This is a genomic window from Streptomyces sp. NPDC059255 (assembly GCF_042752355.1).
GTDB lineage: Bacteria > Actinomycetota > Actinomycetes > Streptomycetales > Streptomycetaceae > Streptomyces.
This window is the reverse complement of the sequence record NZ_JBHYZP010000011.1, coordinates 51,515-78,047: the sequence shown is the minus strand read 5'-3', so window position 1 is coordinate 78,047 and position 26,533 is coordinate 51,515. Positions and strand designations below refer to the sequence as shown.

Here is a 26,533-nt window from a genome sequence, read left to right as displayed (position 1 = left end):
AGGTGAGTTGTCTCCCACGGGTTGGGGCGATCGGGTGTGGCGACGGGCTGTCTCCGGGCCGACCGGGCGTCCGTGCGTCCGTGCGTCCGGGCGTCCGTGAAAAGGGTTCGGCGGGCCCGGGCGGGCCGTGGAATCATCGGGCCGCCGGACCGGTGGGTGATCTCTTCGAGGAGTGGTGCGCGGACATGGTGGCCGGCTGGGAGTGGGACGAGACGCTGTTCCTGGGCACGGCGCCCTATTACCGGCGCGGGAGACCGCCGTACGCCCCCGGACTGGCGGGCGTGCTCGCCGATGTGCTCGACCTCGACGGGCGCGGACGCCTCATCGACGTGGGGTGCGGACCGGGCACCCTCGCGCTGAGCCTGGCGCACGCGTTCCGCGAGACCGTCGGGGTGGACCCGGACGCCGGGATGATCGCCGAGGCGGAGCGCGGTGCGGCCGGGACCGGCGTGGCCGGCAGGACGCGGTGGGTGCGGGCACGGGCCGAGGAACTGCCGCCGGGGCTCGGGACGTTCACCGCCGCGACGTTCGGTCAGTCCTTCCACTGGATGGATCAGGACAGGGTGGCCGCGATCATCCGGGACCTGCTCCTTCCCGGCGGGGCGCTGGTGCACGTCGCGGACCTGAAGTCGGCGGACCAGTCTGTCGGCTCGGTCGGCTCGGTCGGCTCGGTCAGCTCTGTCAGCTCTGTTAGCGGGGTGCCGTATCCGGCGGAGCCCGACGCGGCGATCGGGGCACTGGTCAGGGAGTACCTGGGCCCGGTCCGGCGGGCCGGCCGCGGGGTGCTGCCGCACGGGACGCCCGGCGGAGAGGCGGCGGTGTTCGCGCGGGCGGGGTTCACCGGCCCCGAGCGCCATGTCGTGCCCGGCGGGCAGCCGCTGGAACGTACGGTGGACGACGCCGTCGCGGGGGTTTTCTCGATGTCGTTCTCGGCCCCGCACCTGTTCGGCGCCCGTCGCGACGCGTTCGAGGCGGACCTGCGCCGACTGCTGTGGCGGGCCTCCTCGTCCGGCCGGTTCTCCGGCCGCGTGCCGAGCACCGAGGTCCGCGTCTGGCGGAAGGGTCCCGCCGAACCGGCGTCCCCGGCTTCCCAGCCCTCCTAGCCCTCCTAGCCCTCCTAGCCCTCCTAGCCCTCCTAGCCCTCCCTGGCTTCCCCTCCGCACCTTTCGCCGAGGTGAGCGACTTCGGCGCGGGAAGCGAAACCGCCGGGCCGTCGCGGCGACGGTCCGGGCGCCGCTGAGGGTGTTACGGGGTGCCCTCTTCGCGGGTGGGCGGCAGCAGCCCGCAGAGCGCGGCGCGCTGGGTGGGGTCGATGTCCTCGGCGAGCGCCTGGACGACGGCGGCGGCCAGGGCCGGGAACTCCTCGCCCAGGACGCGGCGGGCCCTGTCGGTGAGGGCGACCTCGACGCCGCGTTTGTCGCAGGAGACCGACCGGCGGGTGACCAGCCCGGCACGCTGGAGGCAGGCGACCTGATAGGTCAGCCGGGTCTTCGGGCGGCCCAGGAGTTCGGCGATCCGGGTCATCCGGAGGCTGGCGTCCGGCTGGTCCGCGAGCAGGCACACCACGAGGAACTCGTCGTGCGAGACCCCGAGGGCCTCCTTGACGTCCGAGCGCAGCCGCTGCTCGACCACGCCGGCCGCCGCCAGGAGGTGCATCCAGGCGCGCAGCTCGGGCGGCAGCAGCGCGTCCCCCCGGGGCGCGGTGCACTCGGGTGCGGCTGGGTGGTCGGAGGGTTCCGGCATGGGGCCCATTCTATCGGTCGTCCAATTTTGGAGGAGTAGGTTGTTCATATTTGGATTACGGGCTACGGTGGCGTTGTTCAAATTTGGATGACTTTTCCCGTCCGATGACCCGTGCCGTCCTCCGGCATGCCGTCCCCCGCAAGGAGCGCTCTCATGACCGTCGCCGTCGAAACCGGCCTGTGGCGGCTCGACCAGGCCGCCTCCGTCGTCGCCGTACAGCAGAAGACGATGTGGGGCCTGGTCAACGTCAAGGGGACCTTCACCTCCGTGAGCGGCGAGGGCGAGGTCCGGGCCGGCGCTTCCGCCCAGGGCACGGTCACGCTCGGCGCCGCCTCCCTCGACACCAAGCACGCCAAGCGCGACCAGCACCTGCGCAACGCCGACTTCTTCGACGCCGACAACCACCCCGCCCTCACCTTCGCCGTCCACGGCGCCGAGCTCCGTCCCGACGACACCGTCCAGGTGACCGGCGAGCTCACCGTGCGCGGCGTCAGCCGGCCCCAGACGCTGACCGCGCGGGTCGTACGGGCGGACGCCGGCGCGGTCACGCTGGAGACCGAGTTCGACGTCGACCGCGCCCAGTTCGGCATCGGGTGGAACCAGATGGGGATGATGCGCGGCCTGACGGCCGTCAACGCCACCCTCCGCTTCACCCGCGCGGTAGCGTGACCGGCCCCGTACCCCCTACCCCTGCCCCCTTCTCCTCCCCTCCTTTACGCCCTGCTTCCCGACCACCTGCCTCGCCGATGACGGAGACCACAGCAATGACGACCGACCGCGCCGACCTGACGATCAAGGCCCTGCGTACCGGACACGACGAACTGGCGTCCCTCGTGCGCGACTTCACCGCGGACGACCTCACCCACGCCACCGGGGCCTCGGAATGGGACGTGTCGCAGGTGCTCAGCCATCTCGGCAGCGGCGCCGAGATCAACCTCGCCGTCCTCGAAAGCGCCCTGAACGGCACGGAGCGCCCCGACGGTGACTTCAACCGCTCCGTCTGGGCGCGCTGGGACGCGATGACGCCCGCCGAGCGGGCCGAGCGCTTCCTCGAAGCCGACGAGGTCCTGGTCCGGCGGTACGAGGGCCTGGACGCGCAGGCCCGCGCGGACCTCCGTATCGACCTGGGCTTCCTGCCCGCGCCGGTCGACGTGGCCACCGCGGCCACCATGCGGCTCAGCGAGTTCGCGCATCACGCGTGGGACGTCAGGGTCGGCTTCGACCCCACGGCGGCGCTGGCGCCCGAGGCGACCAGGCTGCTCCTCGACCAGACCGCCGCGCTCATCGGTTTCCTCGCCAAGCCGGCCGCTCTCGACGGCCGTCAGGTCGCGCTCGCCGTCCGCCTCACCTCCCCGGACCGCTCCTTCGGCCTCGAACTCGGCGACGCCGCCACGGTCGGCGACACCCCCGACCGGCCGGACGGTGTCCTCACCGCCCCGGCCGAGTGGTGGCTCCGCGCGGTCACCGGCCGGCACGCCCCCGACCACACCCCCGCCGCGGTCGTGCTCACGGGCGACGCGATCACCCTGGACGACCTGCGGCGCGTCTTCCCCGGGTTCTGACGTCGGGCGTGCGGCGGGACTTCTGACGGGCGGCGGACTTCGAGGGGGAGCCCGGCTCCGGGCGGGCGGCGGACTTCGGGCCGAGATATTCGGGCCGGAAAACGTAAATGTCCTGTTACGGGGAAGTTTTGTCGCATGAACCACGACGCCCCCATGAAGCACGACGACGAACAGCGCGATCCGCAGGGCCGATACGTCACGTTCCGGCTCCCCAGTCACCCCCGTAGCGTCGGCCGGGCCCGCGAAGTCCTGCACACGCGGATCGGGTTGCCCGGGGATCCGGGCGAGACCGCGGCCCTGCTCCTGTCCGAGCTGGTCACCAACGCGCTGCGGCACGGCAGTCCGCCGGGCCGGGAGATCGCCGTCACCCTGTACCACGCGGAGGGGCTGCTCCGGGTGGAGGTCGAGGACGCGGGGGACCGTCTGCCGAGGCCGCGCGTGCCGGGTGCGGACGACGAGTGCGGGCGGGGGCTCGCGCTGGTCGCGGCGCTGGCCGACGACTGGGGCGTGGCGCCGCGCAGGGGGCCCGGGAAGCGGGTCTGGGCGCTGCTGAAGGTGCCCGGCGGGGGTACGCGGGGCTTTGTACCGGGAGTCACCTCGCACGACCGGTGAGCCCGGTGGTGCCGCCGAGGCCCGTGCGGCGCTGCGGGGAGGCGATGGCGCGGGCCGCCCGTACCTCGTGGCGCAGCGGGGCCAGTACGCCCTTCTCGTCGCCGCCGAGTTCCGCCCGTACCTCCACCAGGACGTCGCTGGAGCGCATACCGGCCGCCATTTCCCGCAACTGGCGCTCGATCGCGGCGGTCTCGGCGGGGGCGGGCGCCGGGGCGCCGTGGTCGACGCGGACCCGGGCCGCCGTCGTGGCGTCCACGACGCGTTCGACGGCGACGAGCAGCGGCCACCAGGCCCTGGCGCGCGTACCGGTGGGCGGGGGCTCCGTCAGGGCGCGCTGGAACTCGGTGCGGACGACGGAGAGATCGCGGTAGATACGACGGCGCGTGCGCACCCGTTCCGCACGGTCGGCGTCGGGCGCCGCGGCGAACGCGCACCGTACGTACTCCGCCGTCTCCTCGACCGCGTCCGCCAGCCGGTCCCCGATCCGGGTGTGCCAGCTCTCCGGCCAGAGCAGATAGCCCGCGACCAGGGCGATCGCGCACCCCATCATCGAGTCGACGAAGCGCGTGAGCAGCAGCCCGGACCCCTCGTGGCTGAGGAGGTCGGAGAGCAGCAGGATGACGGGGGTGACGGCCGCCGTCTGGAAGGCGTAGCCCTTCACCGTCATCGCGGGCACGAGCCCCGCGATGACCAGCATCACCGCCACGTCCCACCAGCCGCGCGCGACGTGGGAGAGGATCACCGCCGCGACGACCAGCCCCGCCACCGTGCCGAGGGCGCGCAGCACCGCGCGGGAGAAGACCGAACCGTAGTCCGGCTTGAGGATGAAGGTGACGGTGAGGGCCACCCAGTACGAGCGCGGCACCGGGATGAGGGACACCAGCGCCTGGGAGAGCCCGATGCAGAGGGCGAGGCGCAGTCCGTACCGCCAGGAGTCCCCGGAGAGCAGGACGTCACGGGTCGCGCGCCGGGCGCGGACGCGCAGGGCGGCGGGGCGGCCGAGCCGGTCGTCGACGTTGTCCGGGTCGGGCTCGGCGTGGTGCACGACGGACGTGGCGTGGCGGAGCGCGGCGTCCACGGCCCGTTCGGCCGAGGTGGCGCCGGGGCGCGTCGGGTCCGGCCGCGCGGGCTCCGGCGCGGAGCGCGCGCGGTCCGTACGGCCTTCGGCCACCGCGTCCGCCAGCTCCCGTACGGCGGCGGGCACCGCGTCCGGCAGCGGACGGCCGCGCTGATGGGCGGCGGGGGCGGCCTCCACCAGCGGGATGACGACGTTGAGCTGGGCGAGCAGCCGCACGAGCGGTTCCGAGCGGCCGTGCTCGCGGGCGCGGCGGGCGAGGACCAGGTCGTAGGCGTTGTTGAGGGCGTCGGTGACGGCCTGACGCCTCGTCTCGTACGTGCCGTGCGTGCCGTATGTCCCGTGCGTGCCGTGCGTGTTGTACGGCGCGCCGGACGCGGGCGGCTGACGGCCCGCCACCGCGAGGAGGTCGGCCACGGCGCGGTACGTACCGGCGACGGCGGCCCGTTCCGGTTCCAGCCCGCGCAACGGCCAGGCCAGCAGCGACAGCAGAAGGACGAAGAGCCCGCCCAGGGTGAACAGGAGCGGCGCCACCCACCACGGCTCGGGCATCGCGAGGCCGGCGCCCAGCACGGCGAAGAGAAGGAGCTGGAGCCCGGAGGACGAGGCGACCGCGCCGATGGAGGAGATCATTCCGGAGACGAGCGCGAGCAGCGTGAGGACGCCCACCGCCCACCAGCCCCGGCCGAAGACGAGCGTGCCGAGCGTGACACCGACGGCGCCGAAGAGCTGGGGGACCGCGATGTTGAAGATACGCATCCGGTACGCGTCCGCGGTGTCGCCGATGACGCCGTACAGGGCGCCCAGCGAGGCCAGCGCCCCATAGGCGGGCCGGTCGGCGGCGATTCCCACCGCGAGCGGCGCGGCCATGCCGACGGAGGCGCGGGCGGCGGCGGCCCAGGGGACGGGCGCGGAGCTGGGCCGCAGGCCCGCGAGCAGCCACGGCGGCGCGGCGGGGCGGCGCGGCGAGGGCGGACCGGCGCCGGAAGCGCCGCTCGGGACACTGCTCTCGGAATGTTCTCCCATGACGCCAGCGTGACGTACGAGATGTGCGAGACGTGCGGGACGTACGAGATGTACGAGGGTCAGTGCAGTTCGAGGGTGACGAGCAGTGACCGGTGGTCGGTGTCCGCCAGGTCCAGGAAGCGGGCGCTCCGTACCGAGAAGTCGTCGCTGACCAGTACGTGGTCGATCTGGGCGCCCAGCGGCCGCGGCACGTCCGAGGGCCAGGACGGGGTGTGGCCCGCGCCCGCCAGGAGCGCGCTGTCGCGCAGCCGGCCCGCGTCCAGGAGGGCGCGGAACACGGCGTGGTCGCGGGTGGCGTTGAAGTCCCCGGCGAGGATCAGCGGCGCGCCGGCCGCCTTCTGCGTGGCGGCGTAGTCACGGATACGGCCCAGTTCCGTCCGCCAGTCGTCGACCATGCCCGGGATCGGCGGCAGCGGGTGGGCGAGCTGGAGCTGCACCGTACGGTCCCCGATGTGCGCCGCGGAGCCGGGCATGGCAAGGGTGCCGGGGAGGCCCGCGGTGTCGGTGAGCGGGAAGCGGGACAGGATCGAGGACCCTTCGGCGCCACTGGCCCTGACCATGTTCCGGTACGGGTAGTCGGCGGCCGGTATGCGTTCGTCGAGGAGGCGCGTGCAGCCGAATTCGCACTCCTGGACGAATATGAGGTCGGGCTTCTCGCGTCGGATCGCGTCGGCCAGGCCGGACGCCGCCTGCCCGAACTCGACGTTGGACGTCAGCACCTTGAGCGTGGTCGGCGCGGTGCCGCCGGAGCCGGACACGGCGCCCGCCGCCCTGACTTCGGGGCCGGTGCCTGTTTCGTACGGCCGCAGGAACCAACCCACGGCGCCGGTCACCACCAGCGCCCAGACCACCCCGGCGCGCCAGCGCAGCAGTGCGGTGAGGAGCAGGGCGAGGGCGGCGGGGACGAGCAGCCAGGGCAGGAACGCGAGGAGTTGCGGTACGGGGGTGACGCCGTCGCTGCCGAGTGCGCGGCAGCCGAGGAGGACGGTGGCGGCGAGAAGGAACAGACCGGTGGCGCCGACCAGCAGGCGCTGGGGGAGGGGACGGGCGACCGGCGGTGACGGTGTGTCCGACGGTGCCGGTGGGGCCTTACGGTCCTTACGGTCCTTACGGGGCGTGCGGTTCGTGCCGTCCGTGCCGTCCGCGCTGTTGGTTTCGCCGTCCGTGGCGTCCGTGCCGCTCGTGTCGTGCGTGCCGCTCAAAGGGGTTGGCCTCTCGCGCTCGGCCTGCTGGAGGTGTCCATCTTTCCTCAAGCCGTACGGACGCACGAAGCACACATGTGAATGCGGGAACAGCGATGACGACCGCTGCTCCCGCGAGATGGGTGGGGGGTTCTCTGTTCCGGCGAGCCGAACCGTCAGGTTCTGGCGCCCGCTCCGGTTCCGGCTCCGGCGCCGAGAGCGCCTCGGTCCGTGGCCAGCGCCCAGATGATGAACGCCGACAGTGCCATGCCGACGATGGCCCACACCGGCTGGTGCGGCAGATACATGAACTGCGCGATCAGATTCAGCGACGCAATTCCTATACCCGCGTACCGCGCCCACCTGGCCCGCCCGAGGATCGCCAGACCCACGAGGCAGAGCACGATGCCTATCGCCACATGGATCCAGCCCCACGACGTCAGGTTGAACGAGTAGGTGTAGCCCGCGGCGTTGAGGAAGGCGTTCCTCCTGACCGCCGCTATGCCCTGGAGAATGTCTGTCACTCCGGTCACCAGCAGGAGTACGCCGGCGAAGAAGCTACCGCCAACTGCCCAAGCGGCCTTCCTTTCCGCATGGGCTCCGGTTCCGGTTCCTACGCCGGTGGTTCCCATGCCCATTCCAGTACCAGTACCTGTGCCTGTGCCCATGCCCGTGGTGGGGGGCCGCTGTGCTGTGTTCTGGCTCATATCCCCATGGTGCTCCAAACGCCACAAAAGGGACATTCGACTGGGCGTTATCGGCATAAAGATTTAGTAAAGTCAGGCGCGGCGGGCATCGTGACGGGCCTCGGGACGGGTAGTGCGCCAGGCGTCACGGGGGCCGTCGGGAGGGCCGCCGGGGCCCGTTGAGGGGCCGGTGGAAGGACCGGTGCCGGTGCCGTCGGCGGGGCCGGTGCCCGGGGCGGCGGTGGGGCCGTCCACGGGGCCGCTGCCCCGGCCGTCGACGGGGCCGGTCCGTACGCCTCGACGCAGCCGTCCCGCCGGCCGCAGTCGCCCCGTCAGCCACGCCGCCAGGGCCAGCAGGAGCCCGGCGGCCAGCAGGGCCCAGCCGGTGCCCCGGAGCGAGCCGGTCAGCGCGTCGTAGAACGCGGCCCCGGCCGACCGGTCGCCGTTGTCCGGCAGATCCTGCAGTACGGTCCCCCGCGTCACCGCGACGACCACCACCAGCAGTGCCCCGCCCGCCGCGACCGCCAGACCGACGCCCGTCAGCGCCCGGCCCCGACGGCCGGCCGCGGCGAGCGGTACGGCCGCCGCCGCGAGCAGCGACGTGCCCACGGCGGGCCAGATCCCGGCGGCGCGCAGCCCCTCGGTGACATCGCGCCAGACGCCGAGCCCGTTGGCCTCCACGACGACGATCCGGGTGCCCTGCACGGGGATCCGGTCGGCGAAGGGCACCCCGTCCGCGACCAGTTGGCTCTTCACCTGCCGGACGACAGGCGCCAGATCAAGGGTCACGGCGTTGCCGCGCCCCTCGGTCAGGGCCCGTTCCACGGTGGAATGGGTGGCGCGCACGGCCGTCCGCCACGCGTTCCTGAAGGCGCCGGCCTCGGTGAAGGAGAGCACGGCGTCGTGCAGCAGGCCGCGCATCGCGCGTTGCAGGTCGTCCTGGAGTGGCCCCACATTGAACCCGCCGTTGGCGATCTCCGACATGACCTGGTCCGTGATCCGGTCCGCCAGAGCGTTCCGTACCGCGGGGTCGGAGGCGAGCGGCGCGGTTGTCGCGACGAAGCGGTGGGTGTCGCCGATCTCCAGATCGGCCCAGGCGGCGATCGCGCTGAGCGGGGTGAGGACCGTCAGCAGCAGGATCAGCGCCGTGGAAAGGGAAGTCCGGTGAATGGTCCGCACATCTCAAGGGAACGTGGCGCGGCCGGGCGGCGCGAGCGGTACGCCGCCGACCCGGTGAGAGGGAGGAAGAGGAGCGAAAGGACGCGAGAGGGGAGGAACGGGCTTGACGGGCACGGCGGGCGGGTGTGCCCTGGAGAAGTGGGGGGTGCGGGGGGTGTGAGGGAAGGAGTTCCCGGTCATGGCCACACCTGTCCGGCTGCCGGGGCGGCACGGTGGCGCGCCGTTCCGCACGCGAGGGGCGCACCGTACGCATGACACCTCTGCCACCACTGCCACATCCGCCACCACTGCCGCACCCGACCGACGCCGGCACGCGGGTGTCCGCGGGCGCGTCTCCCCGCTCGTCATCGGCGTACCGCTCCTCCTGGGCATCGCGTACGGCGCCTACGCGCAGGAGATCGCGCGCAGCGGCGGCCCCGCGACCTGGGGGCAGCTGGCCCTGGCGCTGATCTCGGGAGCGGCCTTCGCACTGCTGCTCTTCGGGCTGCTCCGGGTGCAGCACGTCCTGCCCCGCGAACTGCGGGCCGCGGCCTGGGGGGTGCTGGTGGGCGGATCCATCGGCTTCCTCTACAGCCTCACCGGGCACAGCGTGCTGCTGTCCTCGGGGATCGGCCTCGCGATCGGCGCCGGGACGGTCATCGCCACGTTCTACAGCTTTTACACGCGAGAACCCTGAGGTCCGCGCGGTCATGTCTCGCGCCTGAGTGGTGAGGGGGCGCCCTCGAAGCGGACTGTCGAATGCGTGAGGGAACGGTAATGAGCACTGATCTGGCGATCGAGACCAGAGAGCTGGTGAAAGTCTTCGGCGCGAACCGGGCCGTCGACGGAGTCGATCTCGCCGTGCCGGCGGGCACGGTCTACGGGCTCCTCGGGCCGAACGGGGCGGGCAAGACGACCCTCGTCAGGATGCTGGCGACGCTGCTCCGGCCCGACGGGGGCGAGGCGCGGGTCTTCGGCAAGGACGTACGGAAGGACGCGGACGCGGTGCGCGGCCGGGTGAGTCTCACGGGTCAGTACGCGTCGGTCGACGAAGACCTGACGGGTACGGAGAACCTGGTGCTGCTCGGCCGGCTCCTCGGCCATTCCGGCCGGGCGGCGCGCGAGCGGGCGGCGCGGCTGCTGGCGGCGTTCGGCCTCGCGGAGGCGGCGGGACGCCAGGTCAAGCACTACTCGGGCGGGATGCGGCGCCGTATCGACATCGCCGCGTCCCTCCTCAACACGCCGGACCTGCTCTTCCTGGACGAGCCGACGACCGGTCTCGACCCGCGCAGCCGCAATCAGGTGTGGGACATCGTGCGGGCCGTCGTCGCGCACGGCACGACGGTGCTGCTGACGACGCAGTATCTGGACGAGGCGGATCAGCTGGCCTCCCGTATCGCGGTGATCGACCGCGGCCGGATGATCGCCGAGGGCACGAAGGGCGAGCTGAAGGCGTCGGTCGGTGCCGGGGCGGTCCATCTGCGGCTGCGGGACGCCGGGCAGCGGACGGAGGCCGAGCGGGTGCTGGCGCGCGCGCTCGACACGGCCGTGCAGCTCGACCCCGACCCGGTGGCGCTGACGGCGACGGTCAACGGCCACAGCACCGAGCGGGGCGCGGCGGAACAGGCCGCGCGGGCGCTGGCGGAGCTGGCCCGCGCCGGGATCACGGTCGACAACTTCGCGCTGGGCCAGCCGAGTCTGGACGAGGTGTTCCTCGCCCTCACCGAGAGAAAGCCGGCCCGAGACCAGGACAGCGGGCAGGACAAAAGGCAGAACAACAGGCAGGACAGCAGGCAGAACGACAGGCAGGCGGACAAACAGGAGGACAGGCAGCAGGAGGACAGCCCGCAGGAGGACAGCCCGCAGGAGGACAGACCGGCGGACAGTGTGGACCCGGCGACGAAGGAAGAGGCGGCGGTATGAGTACCGGGGCCACGAAGACGCAGCACGCGCCCGATTCCGTGGATCCCGCGCAGGCGTCCCCCACGGCGGAGGTCCTGGCAGAGCTGCTGGGCGACCAGGACCGGCCGGCCCGGCCCAGTGGGCTCACCGCCTCGCTGGCCTTCGGCTGGCGCACCATGCTCAAGATCAAGCACGTGCCGGAGCAGCTCTTCGACGTCACGGCCTTCCCGATCATGATGGTGCTGCTGTACTCGTACCTCTTCGGCGGTGCGCTGGCCGGTTCGGTCGCGGAGTACATCCAGTTCCTGCTGCCGGGGATCCTGGTGATGAGCGTCGTGATGGTCACGATGTACACGGGCGTCGCGGTCAACACCGACATCGGCAAGGGCGTCTTCGACCGCTTCCGCACGCTCCCCATCTGGCGCCCGGCGCCGATGGTCGGCTATCTCCTGGGCGACGTCGTCCGCTATGTGATCGCGTCGGCCGTCATGCTCGGCGTCGGCATCCTCATCGGTTACCGCCCCCAGGGCGGCGTGCCGGGGGTCGTGGCGGGCGTGGTGCTGCTGCTCGTTTTCGCGTTCTCGTTCTCGTGGGTCTGGACGATGTTCGGGCTGATGCTGCGCAGCGAGAAGTCCGTGATGGGCGTCAGCATGATGGTGATCTTCCCGCTGACCTTCCTGAGCAATGTCTTCGTCGACCCGAAGACCATGCCGGGCTGGCTCCAGGCGTTCGTCAACAACAGCCCGGTCAGCCATGTGGCCACAGCGGTGCGGGAACTGATGGCGGGCAACTGGCCGACGGCCGCCATCGCCTGGTCGCTGGGCTGGTCGGCGGTCCTGCTGATCGCGTTCGGTACGGTCACGATGCGCTTCTACAACCGAAGATGACAGCGCTGCCGCTCCCGCAGGGCTCACCGGCCCACGCTCACCGCTCCCTTGACCTTCCTCCGCGGGGAAGCCCCAGCATCGGTGGGGCCGGGCACGGAGCCCGGTACGAGGGAGGAAGCATGGGCCCGGCGCCGGATCCCGGTTCGCTGACGATCGGTGCGTTCGCCCGTGTGTCCAGGCTGTCCGCGAAGGCGCTGCGGCGCTACGACGAGCTGGGGCTGCTGCGACCGGCCCGGGTCGACGCGTACACCGGCTACCGGTACTACGAAGAGACCCAGTTGGACCGGGCCCGGCTGGTGGCGTGGCTGCGGCGGATCGGGATGCCGCTGGCCCGTATCCGGTACGTGTGCGACCTCCGTGAGACGGACGCGGACGCCGCGGCGCGGGACATCGGGGCGTACTGGATCCAGGTGGAGGCCGAGACGGCCGCCCGCCGGGACCTGGCGACCTTCCTCATCGGCCATCTGTCGGGGAATCCGGCAGGGAAGGACGTCACCGCCATGTCATCATCCGAACTCCCTTCCACCTCTTCGTCTCCCTCTTCGTCCATCTCTTCGTCCCCCTCTACGGTCACTTCCTCGTCCGCGTCTTCTCCCGCCGCCCGGCTCGGCCTCCGGTACGCGGCGCGATCCGATCGGGGTCTGGTCCGGGAGACCAACCAGGACACGGCGTACGCGGGTGCGCGGCTGCTGGCGGTCGCCGACGGCTACGGGCGCGAGGGCGCCCCGGCGTCCGAGGCCGCGGTCGAGGTGCTCAAGTCGCTGCCCGGGACGGGACCGGAGGCCCGGGACGGGGACGACCTGCTGAGCACTCTCGCCGAGGCGGTGGAGGAGGCGAACCGGGCCGTCGACGGGTTCGTCGACTCCGGCACGACGCTCACGGCGCTGCTGTGGACCAGCTCGCGGCTCGCGCTGGTCCATGTCGGGGACACCCGCGCCTATCTGCTGCGCGACGGTGAGTTCTTCCAGATCACCCATGACCACACCGTGGTGCAGTCGATGATCGACGCGGGCGGCCTCAGCCCCGAGGAAGCGGCCTCGCACCCTCAGCGGGCCATGCTGCTCAGGGCGCTCGACGGCAGCGAGGAGATGGCCCGGCCCGAACTGCGCGTCCATGACGTGCGCGCCGCCGACCGGTATCTGCTCTGCTCGGACGGGCTGTTCACGGCGGTGGACGCGGACGTGATCCGCGGCACGGTCGCCGCGGCCGCCGGACCCGAGCCGGCCGTGCGGGAGCTGATCGAGCTGGCCCGTCACGCGGGAGGGGCGGACAACATCGCGTGCGTGGTGGCGGACGTCGTACCGCTGTGAGTGCCGGGGCCGGGGCCGGGGCCGAGGGCGGGACCGGGGCCGGGGCCGGTCAGAGGTGCCAGGTGAGGGGTGGGGTGGCGGGGGCGGGGCGGTAGGCGCAGGTGGTGCCCGTGGACACCGACGCCCGCAGGTGGGCGGCGAGTTCGGGGTGGAGGGTGTCGAGCTTGCGCAGCGTGTCCCGGATCCGGGCGGTGACCGTCTTGCGGGCCCGCTCGGCTTCGTCGCCGAGACGCCGGGTCCGGCCGCCGAGCCCCGCCGCCCGGCGCAGCTCGTCCAAAAGGGCCCGCCGCTCCCGTTCGCCCTCGGCGGCGCGGTCCGTGTCCCCGCGGACGGAGGCCCGGTCGATCTCCTCGTCCAGCTCCGCCAGCCGGCGCTTGTAGGCGGCCTTGGCGGCCTCGTCCAGTACCGCGTCGCCGCCCAGCGCCCGGGTCGCGGCCACGGCGCGGCCGCCCTCGGGGGCGAGGAGTTCCCCGGCGGGCAGGTCGGTGCCCGGGTGGCCGAGGAGCGTGTGCAGGTCCCGTAGCCCCTTGGCGTCGGGCACATGGATCGCCCGCCCCGCGAAGGCCAGCGCCCAGACCGTGCCGTCCCGCCGGAACTCGGCCCGGGGGGACGGCATGCGGGCGGCGGGGACCGGCACGGAGGGGGGAGCGGGCGGCCCGGTGGACGCGGGCGCCGGGGTGGGGGCGGCTGTGGCTGTGTGCGAGGGGGAGCGGCTGCCGTCGTGGTCGCGGCTGCGCAGGGCTGCGGCCAGGGCCGTGGCCGCGCGGTGCGACCACGGGGCCGCTCCGAGCCGGTCCGCCGCGTCGCGGGCGGCCGTCAGCGCCGTCACCGCCTCGTCCGGGCGGCCGCTCGCGGCGGCCAGCACACCGAGCCAGAGATCGACGGGGCCGCTGATGTCGCAGCCGTACAGGGAGACCATCCACTGGCCCGCGTACGGCGCGAGCGCGGCCCGCGCGCGGTCGATCAGCGCCTCGTCGCCGGACGCGGCGGCCGCCTGGGCGCGGAAACGCAGCCACAGCGGGGCGAAGACACGCGGGAAGGGAGGATCGGCGCCGGTCTCCGTCTCCCGGAGATACCGGACGGCGCTCGCCGTGTCACCGCGCTCCAGTGCCGTGAGCGCCGCCGGCAGCCGCGGATACGGATGGCCCAGCCCGGCCAGCGCCCCGGCCACCGCGTGCGCCGCGTCGAAACGGCCCCGGAGCAGCTTGAGCGCCCAGTCCAGGTGCGCGCTGATGAACCCGTACGGCGCGTGCTCGCGCCACGGCTCCAGCGCCTCGGCCAGCAGTTCCTCCGCCTCGTCGAAGCGGCCCGCGAGGGACGCGGCCATGGACAGGTCGATGGCCCTGCCGAGCTCGAAGCGGCGCTTTCCCGTCCGCTCGGCCAGCGCGACATACGCGCGCAGCTCCGCGTGGAAGCGCGGATCGCCCTGCTCCAGCAGCGTGACCCAGCGCATCGCCGTGGCGTGCACCTCCATGTCACGGTCGCCCGTGCGGCGGGCGATGGCGGCCATCTCGTCCGTGAGCGCGAGCCGTTCGGCCGCCGTGCCCAGGCCCCAGATCGTGTCGTGCCGCGCCCAGAGCGAGAAGGCGAGCGCGTCGTCGTCCTCCCCGCGGCGCGCCAACGCCGTGGACCTCACGGTCAGTTCCTGCGCGAGCTGCGCCGGGTCGAGCTGCCGCGGATCGGCCTCGCCGCCGATCAGGGTGCGGTGGGCCTCCCGGAGCAGCCGGGCGGTTTGCGCCTCGTGCCCGGGGACCCCGCCGCGCCGGTGCAGGGTGATCGCCACCCGGGCCAGCAGCTCGGCGTCCCGTAGCTCGCGGGCCGGGAGCGCCGCCCGTTCGAAGTACCGCCAGGCTTCCTCCTCCTCGCCGTAGTTCCGCAACTCCCCGCCGAGGTCGAGCGCGATCAGCACGGCCCGGCGCGGATCGCCCGGCTCGCTCTCCCCCCGCTCCGGCCCGCCCGGCTCGCTCTCCGTCCTGCCCGGCCCGCCCGCGTTCGCCCGCGCCCGCGCCCGCAGCGGTTCCGGCTCCGCATTTCCCTCCGTGCTCTCCTCCGTGCTTCCTTCCGCGCTCCCCTCGGCGATCCGCAACGCGCGCCGGTAGTGGCCGAGGGTCTCCTCGCCGGCCAGCCTGCTGGAGGCGTCCCGGGCCGCCGCCAGCAGCAGGTCCAGCCTGCGGTCACGCTCCAGCGCGGCGCCGGCCAGATAGGCGTGCCGGGCCAGCTCGGCGGGGAGCAGATGGGCGTTGAGGGCGGGATCGGCGTCCAGGGCGCGGACGACCGCGGCGTGCCGGCGCCGTACGTCCGGCGCGGGGAGCGATTCGTACAGCGCCTCCCGTACGAGATCGTGCGCGAAGGCGAACCGCCCCGACCGCGCGCCCACCACCACCCGGGCCGCCACCGCGCGCTCCAGCAGCCGGTCCACCCGCGGCACCGGCTCCGCCACGACGCCCGCCAGCACCCCGCGGTGGAACTCCCGGCCCAGCACGGCGGCCGAGGTCAGTAACGCGTGCACCGGCGGCGGGAGTTGGGCGAGCCGGCTGCGGACCGCCTCCCGCACCCCGGGCGCCACCGCGGAGAGCGGGCTGCCGCTGCACCAGAGCCGGGCCGTCTGCTCGACGAAGAAGGGATTGCCGCCGGTCCGCAGGTGCACCTCGTCCATGACGGCGGCGTCCGGCTCCCGCCCGGCGGTGAGCGCGAGCAGCGCACCCACGTCGTCCCGGTCGAGCCCCGTCAGCGTCACCGTCGTCGTCGCGCGCGCGACCAGCGGGAGGATCAGCGGCTGGAGCGGATGGTCCGCCGCCTCCACCTCGACGTCCCGGTACGCCCCGACGAGCAGCAGCCGCTCGAACCAGGCGTGCTGCGCGGCGAATTCGAGGAGCCGGAGGGAGGCGCTGTCCGCCCGGTGCAGATCGTCCAGGACGACCACGACGGGGCGGTCCTGCGAGACGGTGACCAGGGCCGTGGTCACCGCGTCGTACAGCGCGAAGGCGTCCTCCCGGTCCGGCGCGAAGGCGTCCTCGTCCCGGTCCCGGTCCGGAGCGGGAGCCGGATCCGGGGGCGGGAGCCCGGCCGGGGACGGGGGCTCGCCCAGCAGCACCGCGAGCTGCCCGCCCGCCGCGCTCTCGACCTCCGCCCAGCGCTCCTCACCGACCCCGCGCCGCAGCCCCCGCAGCACCTGCACCCACGGCCAGTAACCCGGCGCGCTGTCGGAGTCCCAGCACGAGCCGCCGACGACGAGCGCCCCGCGCCGCCGCGCCTCGTGCGCGGCCCGTGTGACGAGCGCGGTCTTGCCGATGCCCGCTTCCCCCGTGACCAGCGTGAGTCCCCCATGGCTGTCCGCCGTCCGGGCGATCTCCGCCCGGAGGACACCCATGGGGTGGTCACGCCCGATGAGAGCAGGGGTCATACCCAAACGATAGGAGGCCCCACTGACAACGGGCCCTCGTTCGCCGATCGGGTCAGCGCGTCACGTTCGCGAGAAGCTGCTCGAAGGGAACCACCTCATCGTCGCTCCCGCCTCCCACGACTCCTGGGCCTCCCGGGCCTCCCGCACCTCCCGTGCCTCCCGCACCGCCAGGGCCTGCCGCGCGTGCCGTCCGCCCCTGGAGCAGCCGGCCGAACTCCCCGCCCGCCCGTTCGATCCGGGCCGGTAGCCCGCCCGCGTGGGTGTCGGCGCCCGCGCCCCAGTCGTCCGTCGCGGCGAACACGGCGGTCGGCAGGGTCAGCGCGTGGAGGTACGAGAACAGCGGCCGCATCGCGTGCTCCACCGCGAGCGAGTGGCGGGCGGTCCCGCCGGTGGCCGCGAGCAGCACGGGCGTCCCGGTGAGCGCGTCGGGTTCGACCAGGTCGAAGAACGACTTGAACAGCCCGCTGTACGAACCGGCGAACACCGGCGTCACCGCGATCACCCCGTCAGCGCCGCTCACCGCTGCCAGCGCCGCGCCGAGCGCGGCCGAAGGGAAGCCGGTGACCAGGTTGTTCGCGATGTCGACGGCCAGTTCGCGCACTTCGACGACCTGGACCTCGGCCTTGCGGTCCTCGGCGGCGAGGGCGCGCACCGACGCCTCCGCCAGCCGGTCGGCCAGCAGGCGCGTCGAGGACGGCTTGCCGAGCCCGGCCGACACGGCGACCAGCCTCAACGGCTCCACAGTGACGGAGGCGAGCGGCGCTGTGGTCATCGTCAGACCCCCTTCTTCTCGTTCACGGCCTTGTCGGTCACGTTCTTCTCGGATGCGGAGACGGCCGGGTGCAGCGGTCCGTCCGGCACCCCGGCCGGCCGCAGGTTCGCGAACTCCTTGCGCAGTACGGGGACGACCTCCTCGCCGAGCAGGTCGAGCTGCTCCAGCACCGTCTTCAGCGGCAGTCCCGCGTGGTCCATCAGGAAGAGCTGGCGCTGGTAGTCGCCGAAGCTCTCCCGGAAGGACAGCGTCTTCTCGATGACCTCCTGCGGGCTGCCCACGGTGAGCGGGGTCTGCTCGGTGAACTCCTCCAGGGAGGGACCGTGCCCGTACACCGGCGCGTTGTCGAAGTACGGCCGGAACTCCCGTACCGCGTCCTGCGAGTTCTTCCGCAGGAACACCTGGCCGCCGAGGCCGACGATCGCCTGCTCCGGGGTGCCGTGGCCGTAGTGCGCGTACCGCCTGCGGTAGAGGTTGATCAGCTTCTGGAAGTGCCCCTTGGGCCAGAAGATGTTGTTGGCGAAGAAGCCGTCCCCGTAGTAGGCGGCCTGCTCGGCGATCTCCGGCGACCTGATCGACCCGTGCCAGACGAACGGCGGGACCCCGTCCAGCGGCCGGGGCGTCGAGGTGAAGCCCTGGAGCGGCGTACGGAACTTGCCCTCCCAGTCCACGACGTCCTCGCGCCACAACTTGTGGAGCAGGGCGTACTTCTCGACGGCGAGCGGGATGCCCTGCCGGATGTCCTCCCCGAACCAGGGGTAGACCGGCCCGGTGTTCCCCCGCCCCATCATCAGGTCGACGCGACCGCCGGCCAGGTGCTGGAGCATCGCGAAGTCCTCGGCGATCTTCACCGGGTCGTTGGTGGTGATGAGGGTGGTGGAGGTGGAGAGGATCAGGCGCTCGGTGGTGGCCGCGATGTAGCCGAGCATGGTGGTGGGCGAGGAGGGCACGAACGGCGGGTTGTGGTGCTCGCCCGTCGCGAAGACGTCCAGTCCCACTTCCTCGGCCTTCTGCGCGATGGCGACCATCGCCTTGATCCGCTCGTGCTCGGTCGGCGTACGTCCGGTCGTCGGGTCGGTCGTGACATCGCCGACTGTGAAGATCCCGAACTGCATCGAGCTCACCTCTTGCCTCTCGCCTTTTCGTCCTCGGTGGACCGGCTCAGTACTTCAACGCTTTAGTTGAAGCTTCAACTTTTCTTTCCGAACCTTACAACGGCAGGGGGTGCGGAATCTATTCCGGGTCCGCCGCTCGGCGGCGACAGGTCAGGCGATAGGTCAGGCGATAGGTCAGGCGGCAGGTCACTTTACGTAGATTTGTCATATCAATCTGGTCCATCTGGAACCCTTTGGCGCGCGATGCCCCTCTCGATGGGTGGAACGGACCGGCACGCCCCGAGGAGAACCGCCGATGTCGCACCTCTGCCGCAGGGGCCGCCTGTGGGCCCTCGGAGTGGTCCTGGCCGTCGCGCTCGGGCTGGTCGCCCGGCCCGTGCTCGACGCTCTCGGGGTCTTCTCCGACACGGGCGACCCGATCAGCTTCGCCACGGAGGGGAACGTGCCCCTGTCCCCGGCCCCGGCCGTGAGCGGCGGTGACGGCGGCCGGCGCCCCGGGGTGACGGCCGGCGCGTCCGAGGTGCGGATGCCGACCGGCCCTGCCGCCGCCTTCTCCGTGGCGGCCACCGTTCCCGAGGACGGGTCCAAGATCGCCGTCACGACGCTGAAGGGGAGGAAATCCGGATTCACGGGGCGGGTCTGGGTCTGGGCGCCGCCGCAGTACAAGGACCCGGCGTACGCGAGGAGCGGGTTCCCGGTGCTGATCGCGCTGCCCGGGGGTGCCGGCTACCCCGTCAACTACTGGATGGGCACGGATCTGAAACTGGAGGCGAGCATCGCCAAGTGGTCCAAGGAGGGCCGGAGCCTGCCCTTCATCCTGGCGATGCCGGTGCTCAACCCCCGTCCCGACACCGGCGGGCTGTACTGGGACGCCAGTGACATCCCTGGGCAGCCGAAGATGGGGACGTGGCTGACGGAGGACGTACCCGACCTCGTCAGGGCCAATTTCCGCACCCTGCGGTCGCGCGACGGCTGGGCGGTCATGGGGTCGTCCACCGGCGGATTCGCGGCCCTGAAGTCCGTGCTCCAGAAACCCCGCCGGTTCAAGGCGGCCATCGCCTCCGGCCCGGACATCGTGCCGGACTCCCGGCTGTGGGCCGGGCACGAGCGGCAGCGGCGCGCGAACGACCCGCGGGTCCTCGCCCCGGCGCTGGTCGAGGCCGGGGGCCCCGAGGTCTTCCTCGCCTTCCAGGTGGGCACGGCCGGCTCGGACGCCCGCGCCCGGCCGAAGGTCGAGGACTTCGTACGGACGTACACGAGGGGGCCGGTCAGGACCAGGCTCAGCGTGATCCGGGGAGGCGGGCACAACGCGCGTACGTACGTGCCGAACCTGGTCGACGGCGGCCTGATCCAGTGGATCAGCGCCCACATGCGGGGCCCGGTACCCGGGGCCGTCGGGTAGCGTTTCAGGTCCCCCGTCCGTGCGTGGTGGGGGGCGCCCGGCGCTCTGTGGAGTGGAAAGTTAGGTTAGGCTCGCCTAACCTTCCGGTGGGAGTCCCTGACGGCTCCTCAGCAAAACCTTTGCGGTGCAAGCTGTTGGGCATGTGCCCTTTCCGCAGCACCCCCCACTCCGAGGTAGTGCCAGCCGTGACCGTACAGCTCCCGCCCTCCGCCGCGCCGCGTTCCTCGTACCCGGTCGACGTCCTCCCCGCCCCGGTCCGTGACCGGCTGCTCGAACTGGCCGCGGCCGGGGAGCCGGTGGCGTCGTACGTGTACGACAGCGAGATCGCCGCGCTGCGGGCGCGCGAGCTGCGGGCCGCGCTGCCGGAGTGGGCGTCCGTCTACTACGCGGTCAAGGCCAACGCGTACCCGGGCATCGTCGAGGCGCTCGCCCCGTACGTCGAGGGCTTCGAGGTCGCCTCCGCCGCGGAGCTCGAACTCGCCCTGTACGCGGGCTCGTGCGCCGACCTCCCGGCCGGCACGTCCGTCCAGGTCGTCGCGGCGGGCCCGGCCAAGCCCGTCTCCTTACTGACCTCCCTCGTCCGCGCCGACGTCGAGGCCATCAACGCCGAGAGCATCCTCGAACTCCACCGGATCAGCCGGATCGCCGTCGCCGAGGGGGTCACCGCGCGCGTCGCGCTGCGCGTCAACCCGGCCGGGACGCCGCTGGCCCGGGGCGTCGTGTCGCAGTTCGGCGTCGCGGAGCCCGACGTACCCGAAGTGCTGTGCGAGGCACGTGCGTTGCCCGGTATCGACCTGGTCGGCTTCCATATCCACGCCGCGTCGGGCAACCTCGACGCCGAGGCCCACGCCGACTATCTCCGCTGGTGCGTGGAGTGGAGCGCGGCGACGGCCCGGGCGGCGGGGATCGAGCTGCGGCACGTCGACGTCGGCGGCGGCATCGGCGTCCCCGCCGGGGGCGAACTCCCCTTCGACGTCGTCCGGTTCGGCGAACTCGTCCGCCGTACCGAGCCTCCGGCCGGGGTGAAGGTGATCCTCGAACCCGGCCGGTTCCTCGTCGCCGACTGCGGCTGGTACGCGGCCGAGGTGACCGACGTCAAGACGTCGTACGGCGTGACGTACGCGGTGCTGCGCGGCGGCATCCACCACTTCCAGCTTCCGATATCCCGGGACGCCGTCCACAACGTGGCCGTACTGCCCGTCGAGCGGTGGGACGAGGAGTGTCCGCGCCCGGTGGCCGAGAACACGCGCGTCACCGTCGTCGGTGAGCTGTGCACTCCCGAGGACACCCTTCTGCGTGATGTCCTGATCGACCGGGTACGCGCGGGGGATCTGATCGTTTTCCCCTGCGCGGGCTCGTACGGCTGGGAGTTCGCCCCGCACTCCTTCCTCGGCCACCCCGTCGCCGAGCGGTATCTGCTCTGAGCCCGTATCCGCATGCGCGTACCTGTCCGCATCCGCATCCGCGTACAAGTGCGTATCCGTATCCGTATCCGTATCCGTATCCGTATCCGTATCCGCGTACGTGTCCGCGTCCGTATCCGCTCCGTCTGCCCTCCTCGTATCTCCGGAGTCGTGTCATGACCGTGCCCCCCGTCACCCTGCCCGTCCCGGCCGCCGCCGCGGCCGCGGACGGCATCCTGCGGCGCCAGCGCGCCCGGGAGTCCTCGGCACGTACCTATGCCCGCTCGTTCCCGATCGTGCCCGCCCGCGCCTCGGGCATGACCGTCGAGGGGACGGACGGCCGCCGTTATCTCGACTGCCTCTCCGGCGCGGGGACCCTCGCGCTCGGCCACAACCACCCCGTCACGCTGGAGGCCGTCCGGCGCACGATGGACAGCGGGGCGCCCCTGCACGTCCTCGACCTGGCGACCCCCGAGAAGGACGACTTCACCGACGCCCTCTTCGCCACCCTGCCGCCCGGCCTCGCCGACCGCGCCCGTGTCCACTTCTGCGGACCCGCCGGTACGGACGCGGTCGAGGCGGCCCTGAAGCTGACGCAGACCGCGACCGGGCGGAGCGGACTGCTCGCGTTCACCGGGGCGTACCACGGCATGACGGCGGGCGCGCTCGGCGTGACCGGCAGCGTCGCCGTCAAGGAACGGGTCGCGGGTGGCGGGGCCGAGGTGACGCGGCTGCCGTACCCGTACGCGTACCGCTGCCCGTTCGGCATCGGCGGCGAGCGCGGGGCCGCCCTCGCCGCCACGTACGCGGAGCGGCTGCTCGACGACCCGGCGGGCGGTGTCGTCCCGCCCGCCGCGATGATCGTCGAGGCGGTGCAGGGCGAGGGCGGGGCGGTGCCCGCGCCGGACTCCTGGCTGCGCGAGATGCGGCGGATCACGCGGGAGCGCGGGATTCCGCTGATCGTGGACGAGGTACAGACGGGCGTCGGGCGCACGGGCGCCTTCTGGGCCGTCGAGCACAGCGGGATCACCCCGGACGTGCTGGTCATGTCGAAGGCGATCGGCGGCGGGCTGCCGATGGCCGTGATCGTGTACGACGAGAGTTACGACGGCTGGCTGCCCGGCGCCCACACCGGCACCTTCCGCGGCAACACCCTGGCCATGGCGGCGGGCGCGGCGACGCTGCGGTTCGTGACCGCCGAAGGCCTGAGCGAACGCGCGGCGACCGTCGGCGCCCGGATGACGGCGCGGCTCGACGGCCTGCGCGCGGAGCTCCCGGCGATCGGCGACGTACGGGGGCGCGGCCTGATGATCGGCGTCGAACTGGTGGACCCGGACGGCCCGTCGGACTCCTGCGGCGCCCGTCCCGCCGACGCGGAGCTGGCCGGGCGGGTGCGCGCGGCCTGTCTCGACCGGGGGCTGATCGTGGAACTGGGCGGGCGGTTCGACGCGACCGTACGGCTGCTGCCGCCGCTGGTGATCACGGACGAGCAGGCGGAGGCGGTGGTGGACCGGCTGGCGGACGCGATCGCGACGGCCACGAAGGACGCGCCGCGCCGGGCCGCGGGCCAGGGACGGCAGGCATGACGGAAACGCGGACGGAAACGCGGGCGGGGACGCAGACGGCGAAGCGGACGGCGAAGCGGACGGAAATGCGGGCGCGGGTGGCGGGCGAGGTGGGTGAGGCGGCCGAGGCGGCCGAGGCGGCCGAGGTGGCAGAGGTGGGCGGGGAGAGCGGCTGGGCGCCGCTCTCCGGCGGGCCCGGTGGCTCCCACGCCCTGGAACCCCTGGTCGCGACCGTCCTCGCCGCCCTCACCGAGGGCGCCAAGCGGCGCGACGGACCCGTCGCGCCCGGCCGCCCCGAGGCCATCGCGGCCTCGGTCGCGGAAGCCCTCGCGAGCGCGTCCGCGAGCGCGTCCGCGAGCGCGTCCGCGAGCGTTTCCGCGACGGAGGACGTGACAGCGGGCGGGCCGGCGGCCGGCGCGGGGCCCGGTGGCGCCGCCGCGCTGGCGCGGCTCACCGAACTCCTCGCCCACGGCAGCGCCGACCCGGCCGACCCCGCGTGCGCCGCGCATCTGCACTGCCCGCCCCTCGCGATCGCCGTCGCCGCCGATCTCGCCGTCTCCGCGCTCAACCCCTCCCAGGACTCCTGGGACCAGGCGCCCGCGGCGACCACCCTGGAGACGCTGCTGCTCCAAGAGATGGCACGGCTCGTCGGGTACGACGACGCGCGCGCCGCCGGGGTGCTCACCTCCGGGGGTACGGAGTCGAACCTGATGGGCCTGATGCTCGCCAGGGACCGGGTCCTCGGCGCCGCGACCGGCCGCCAGATCGAACTCTCCGGCGTGGCAAAACCTCCGGGCGCGGCCGGGCCGGGCCCCGCCGGGCGGCCGCGCATCCTCGCCTCCGCCGCCGCGCACTTCTCCGTACAGCGCGCCGCCGCCCTCCTCGGGCTCGGCGAGGACGCGGTGCTCGCCGTCCCCGTCGACCACGAACTGCGCATGGATCCGGCCGCGCTGGCCGCCGCGCTCGACGGCTGCGCCGAGCGCGGCGAACTGCCCGTCGCCGTCGTCGCCACCGCGGGCACCACCGACACCGGCGCCATCGACCCGCTGCGCGCGTGTGCCGCCCTCGCCGCCGCGCACGGCGCCTGGCTGCACGTCGACGCGGCGTACGGCGGCGGCGCCCTGCTCTCCGACCGGCTCGCGCCGCTGCTGGACGGGCTCGCGCTCGCCGACTCCGTCTCCCTGGACTGGCACAAGCTCGGCTGGCAGCCGGCCGCGGCCGGGATCTTCCTGGTCCGCGAGTCGGAGACGTACGCCTCGCTCGCGCGCCGGGCGGTCTACCTCAACCCGGTGGACGACGAGGAGGCCGGCTACCCGAGCCTGCTCGGCCTGTCGCTCCGTACGACCCGGCGCGCCGACGCCTTCAAGATCGCGGTCACGCTGCGGGCGCTGGGCAGGGACGGGCTCGGGCGGCTGGTCGACGCCTGCCGGGAGCTGGCGGTCGCGGGCGCCCGGGGCGTACGGGACCATCCGCGGCTGGAGCTGCACTCCGAACCGGTGCTGACCGCCTTCCTGTTCCGCTACGTGCCGACTGCGGGGGACGAGGTCGCGGACGGGGCGCGGAGCGACGCGATCAACGCCGCGCTGCGGCGCCGGCTGCTGCGCGAGGGCCGTGCCGTCGTCGGCCGTACGGAGCTGCCGGGCGAGGGCCCCGGCCGCGTACGGCTCAAGCTCACCCTGCTCAACCCGCACGCCACGGCCGACGACGTCGACCGGCTGCTGGCGGCGGTCGTCGCCGCCGGGCAGGCGGAAGAGGTGCAAGGGGCGGAAGCGGAAGAGGCGCAAGGGGCGGAAGCGGAAGAGGCGCAAGGGGCAGGAGAGACGGAAGAGGTGCAAGAGGCAGGTGTGGTGGGGTGAGGCCGGCACCGGAGACCGCCGGAGCGCGGACTCCGGCGCCGCCCCTCACCGGGTTCATCAACTCCCCTATGGAGGAATTGCGTTGACGACCTCTCACGATGTGTACGACCTGGTCGGTGTCGGGATCGGCCCGTTCAACCTCTCCCTGGCCGCCCTCGCGGACGGCGTTCCCGGGGGGCCGCGCACGCTCTTCCTCGACGCCAGGCCCGCCTTCTCCTGGCATCCGGGACTGCTGCTGGAAGGAACGATCCTCCAGGTCCCCTTCCTCGCCGACCTGGTGACCATGGCGGATCCGACCAGCCGCTGGTCGTACCTCAACTATCTGCGCGAACACGACCGGATGTTCCCGTTCTTCTTCTCCGAGCGCTTCCACATACCCCGGCGCGAGTACGACCACTACTGCCGCTGGGTCACCGAGAACCTGCCGTCCTGCCACTTCGACGCGCGCGTCACCGAGCTGGCGTGGGACGAGGGCGCCGATGTCTTCCTCGTGACCTACCGTTCGGCCGACGGCACGGTCTCGTCCGTACGGGCGCGGCAGGTCGTCCTGGGGGTCGGGACGAACCCGGTCGTCCCGGAGCCCCTGCGCCCGTATCTCGACGCACACACCAACAGCAGCACAGGGGACGGGCCCCGGGTGCTGCACAGCGCGGAGTACCGCGCCCACCGGGCCCGGCTGGCCGGTCTGGACGACGTGACGGTCGTCGGGGCGGGCCAGTCCGGCGCCGAGGTCGTCCTCGACCTGCTGCGCCACCAGGACGGCGGCGGCGCGGGCGGCCCGTACGTGCGCTGGCTGGCCCGTACGCCCGCGTTCGCGCCCATGGAGTACTCCAAGATCGGCCTGGAGCACTTCACGCCCGACTACATCCGCTACTTCCGTGCCCTGCCCGAGGCCCGCCGCGAGCGGCTCGTACGGGAGCAGTGGCAGCTCTACAAGGGCGTCAGCGAGGAGACGCTGGGCGAGATCCACGACGAGCTGTACGAGCGGACGATCGGCGGCACGGAGCCGCGCGCCGCGCTCCATCCGGGCGTGTCGGTCGAGGCGGCGGAGCGGGGCGCCGACGGTTACGTGCTGACGTGCCGCCACACGGAGCAGGACGAGCGGTTCGAGGTGCGTACGTCGGCGGTCGTCTCGGCCACCGGGTACGAGGCGGCGCGCCCCGACTTCCTGGACGGTCTGGCCAAGCTGGTGGACTGGGACGAGCGGGGCCGTTACCGCATCGACGGCGACTACCGGGTGGCGCTCGACCCGCGGGTCTCCGGCACGCTCTACGTCCAGAACGCGGAACTGCACACGCACGGCGTCGGCGCCCCGGATCTGACCCTGGGCGCGTGGCGGGCGGCGACGATCCTCAACGCGGTGGCGGGGCGTACGGTGCTGCGGGTGCCGGAGCGGGCGGCGTGGACGACCTTCGGAGCCCCGGGCCCGGGGTCTCCCGGGGGGCCGGAGGGGAGTCCCCGATGAACCGTCCCCTGTACGACGCATGGGCGGAAGCGGGGCGGCGTCGGCCGGCGGCCCGGGACCACCCCGCCGGTACGCCGCGCCGGACGGCGGAGGAGCTGGGGCACTCGCTGCTCGGCACGGTCTTCACCGGGCACTTCCGCTTCCTCGGACCGCTGGCGGCGGGCCGTCTCGGCGTACCGGAGGGGGAGTTCTGGGCGCTGGTGCGGGCCGAGATCGACCGCTACCGCGCCCGCTTCCCCGAACTGGCGGGCCGTTCCGGGGCGTTCGGGCTGCTCGCCCCGTCGTTCGCACGGGCCACCCCCAACCGCGAACGCTTCGGGGGCGGCGCCCGCCACGGAACGGTCCGCAACCCGCCGGCGCGGGCGGCCTGACAGCACCTTGTCGGGCCCGGCCCTACCGGTCCGTCACCG

At 73.2% G+C, this 26,533-nt stretch carries 22 protein-coding genes; 14 read left to right on the top strand and 8 right to left on the bottom strand.

The features are described 5' to 3' along the window. Window positions 1-185 precede the first annotated feature (185 nt). Window positions 186-1,103: a class I SAM-dependent methyltransferase gene (locus ACFXKG_RS15945; protein ID WP_384838475.1), complete on the top strand. Its 918-nt coding sequence runs from the start codon at window positions 186-188 to the stop codon at window positions 1,101-1,103. A 142-nt stretch (window positions 1,104-1,245) separates the two neighbouring features. Here ACFXKG_RS15945 and ACFXKG_RS15940 read toward each other — a convergent pair whose 3' ends face one another. After that, a complete protein-coding gene (locus ACFXKG_RS15940; protein WP_384838222.1) occupies window positions 1,246-1,743 on the bottom strand; it encodes a MarR family winged helix-turn-helix transcriptional regulator in 498 nt (165 codons plus the stop codon). A 153-nt stretch (window positions 1,744-1,896) separates the two neighbouring features. Between ACFXKG_RS15940 and ACFXKG_RS15935 the strand changes: the two genes are divergently transcribed. The 3 genes from ACFXKG_RS15935 to ACFXKG_RS15925 all read left to right on the top strand — a co-directional run bounded on the left by ACFXKG_RS15935 (window position 1,897) and on the right by ACFXKG_RS15925 (window position 3,917). Beyond that, window positions 1,897-2,412, top strand: coding sequence for a YceI family protein (locus ACFXKG_RS15935; RefSeq protein ID WP_384838219.1), 516 nt, complete (start codon window positions 1,897-1,899; stop codon window positions 2,410-2,412). 95 nt (window positions 2,413-2,507) lie between these two features. Further along, entirely contained in the window at window positions 2,508-3,305 is a 798-nt protein-coding gene (locus ACFXKG_RS15930) for a maleylpyruvate isomerase family mycothiol-dependent enzyme (protein WP_384838216.1), read from the top strand. Between the two features lie 135 nt (window positions 3,306-3,440). Then, window positions 3,441-3,917 carry an ATP-binding protein gene (locus tag ACFXKG_RS15925; protein WP_384838212.1) on the top strand — a complete coding sequence of 159 codons (477 nt, stop codon included), beginning with the start codon at window positions 3,441-3,443 and terminating at the stop codon, window positions 3,915-3,917. Here the strand turns inward: ACFXKG_RS15925 and ACFXKG_RS15920 are convergent. From ACFXKG_RS15920 to ACFXKG_RS15905, 4 genes are all read right to left on the bottom strand, one after another. Next, complete coding sequence (locus ACFXKG_RS15920; protein WP_384838209.1) at window positions 3,898-6,018, bottom strand: FUSC family protein; 2,121 nt, start codon at window positions 6,016-6,018, stop codon at window positions 3,898-3,900. The two genes, ACFXKG_RS15925 and ACFXKG_RS15920, sit on opposite strands and share 20 nt — an antisense overlap. A gap of 59 nt (window positions 6,019-6,077) precedes the next feature. After that, window positions 6,078-7,220, bottom strand: a complete 1,143-nt coding sequence (locus ACFXKG_RS15915) for an endonuclease/exonuclease/phosphatase family protein (RefSeq protein ID WP_384838206.1) — start codon at window positions 7,218-7,220, stop codon at window positions 6,078-6,080. A 155-nt stretch (window positions 7,221-7,375) separates the two neighbouring features. After that, window positions 7,376-7,732, bottom strand: a complete 357-nt coding sequence (locus ACFXKG_RS15910) for a hypothetical protein (RefSeq protein WP_384838203.1) — start codon at window positions 7,730-7,732, stop codon at window positions 7,376-7,378. A 246-nt stretch (window positions 7,733-7,978) separates the two neighbouring features. Beyond that, a complete protein-coding gene (locus ACFXKG_RS15905; protein ID WP_384838200.1) occupies window positions 7,979-9,064 on the bottom strand; it encodes a hypothetical protein in 1,086 nt (361 codons plus the stop codon). Between the two features lie 178 nt (window positions 9,065-9,242). Here ACFXKG_RS15905 and ACFXKG_RS15900 point away from each other — a divergent pair, with 178 nt between their 5' ends. From ACFXKG_RS15900 to ACFXKG_RS15885, 4 genes are all read left to right on the top strand, one after another. Continuing rightward, the gene (locus ACFXKG_RS15900; RefSeq protein WP_384838197.1) at window positions 9,243-9,740 is read left to right on the top strand and encodes a hypothetical protein; all 498 of its coding nucleotides are present in this window, start codon (window positions 9,243-9,245) and stop codon (window positions 9,738-9,740) included. An 80-nt stretch (window positions 9,741-9,820) separates the two neighbouring features. Beyond that, window positions 9,821-10,966 (top strand): ATP-binding cassette domain-containing protein, encoded by a 1,146-nt coding sequence (locus ACFXKG_RS15895; RefSeq protein ID WP_384838194.1) that lies wholly within the window; start codon window positions 9,821-9,823, stop codon window positions 10,964-10,966. Then, entirely contained in the window at window positions 10,963-11,832 is an 870-nt protein-coding gene (locus ACFXKG_RS15890) for an ABC transporter permease (protein ID WP_384838191.1), read from the top strand. Before ACFXKG_RS15895 ends, ACFXKG_RS15890 begins: the two co-directional genes overlap by 4 nt. A 119-nt stretch (window positions 11,833-11,951) precedes the next feature. Continuing rightward, on the top strand, window positions 11,952-13,142 hold the full coding sequence (locus ACFXKG_RS15885) for a MerR family transcriptional regulator (protein ID WP_384838188.1): 1,191 nt from the start codon (window positions 11,952-11,954) through the stop codon (window positions 13,140-13,142). 49 nt (window positions 13,143-13,191) lie between these two features. Here ACFXKG_RS15885 and ACFXKG_RS15880 read toward each other — a convergent pair whose 3' ends face one another. Genes ACFXKG_RS15880 through ACFXKG_RS15870 form a run of 3 tightly spaced genes read right to left on the bottom strand, consistent with a single transcriptional unit; the run spans window position 13,192 to window position 18,432 of the window. After that, window positions 13,192-16,545, bottom strand: a complete 3,354-nt coding sequence (locus tag ACFXKG_RS15880) for an ATP-binding protein (protein ID WP_384838185.1) — start codon at window positions 16,543-16,545, stop codon at window positions 13,192-13,194. A gap of 52 nt (window positions 16,546-16,597) precedes the next feature. Continuing rightward, window positions 16,598-17,317: an FMN reductase gene (locus tag ACFXKG_RS15875; RefSeq protein ID WP_384838182.1), complete on the bottom strand. Its 720-nt coding sequence runs from the start codon at window positions 17,315-17,317 to the stop codon at window positions 16,598-16,600. 2 nt (window positions 17,318-17,319) lie between these two features. Next, window positions 17,320-18,432, bottom strand: a complete 1,113-nt coding sequence (locus ACFXKG_RS15870) for an LLM class flavin-dependent oxidoreductase (protein WP_384838179.1) — start codon at window positions 18,430-18,432, stop codon at window positions 17,320-17,322. Between the two features lie 295 nt (window positions 18,433-18,727). On the opposite strand from ACFXKG_RS15870, the gene ACFXKG_RS15865 reads away from it, so the two are divergent. The 6 genes from ACFXKG_RS15865 (at window position 18,728) to ACFXKG_RS15840 (ending at window position 26,494) form a co-directional block, all read left to right on the top strand. Further along, on the top strand, window positions 18,728-19,834 hold the full coding sequence (locus ACFXKG_RS15865) for an alpha/beta hydrolase-fold protein (RefSeq protein WP_384838176.1): 1,107 nt from the start codon (window positions 18,728-18,730) through the stop codon (window positions 19,832-19,834). A 185-nt stretch (window positions 19,835-20,019) separates the two neighbouring features. Next, complete coding sequence (locus ACFXKG_RS15860; RefSeq protein WP_384838174.1) at window positions 20,020-21,258, top strand: alanine racemase; 1,239 nt, start codon at window positions 20,020-20,022, stop codon at window positions 21,256-21,258. A gap of 155 nt (window positions 21,259-21,413) precedes the next feature. Beyond that, entirely contained in the window at window positions 21,414-22,823 is a 1,410-nt protein-coding gene (locus tag ACFXKG_RS15855; RefSeq protein ID WP_384838171.1) for a diaminobutyrate--2-oxoglutarate transaminase family protein, read from the top strand. Further along, window positions 22,820-24,658, top strand: coding sequence for a pyridoxal phosphate-dependent decarboxylase family protein (locus ACFXKG_RS15850; protein ID WP_384838169.1), 1,839 nt, complete (start codon window positions 22,820-22,822; stop codon window positions 24,656-24,658). Before ACFXKG_RS15855 ends, ACFXKG_RS15850 begins: the two co-directional genes overlap by 4 nt. 82 nt (window positions 24,659-24,740) lie before the next feature. Beyond that, window positions 24,741-26,123: a lysine N(6)-hydroxylase/L-ornithine N(5)-oxygenase family protein gene (locus ACFXKG_RS15845; RefSeq protein WP_384838166.1), complete on the top strand. Its 1,383-nt coding sequence runs from the start codon at window positions 24,741-24,743 to the stop codon at window positions 26,121-26,123. Then, window positions 26,120-26,494: a ferric iron reductase gene (locus tag ACFXKG_RS15840; RefSeq protein WP_384838163.1), complete on the top strand. Its 375-nt coding sequence runs from the start codon at window positions 26,120-26,122 to the stop codon at window positions 26,492-26,494. Before ACFXKG_RS15845 ends, ACFXKG_RS15840 begins: the two co-directional genes overlap by 4 nt. Window positions 26,495-26,533: the final 39 nt, after the last annotated feature.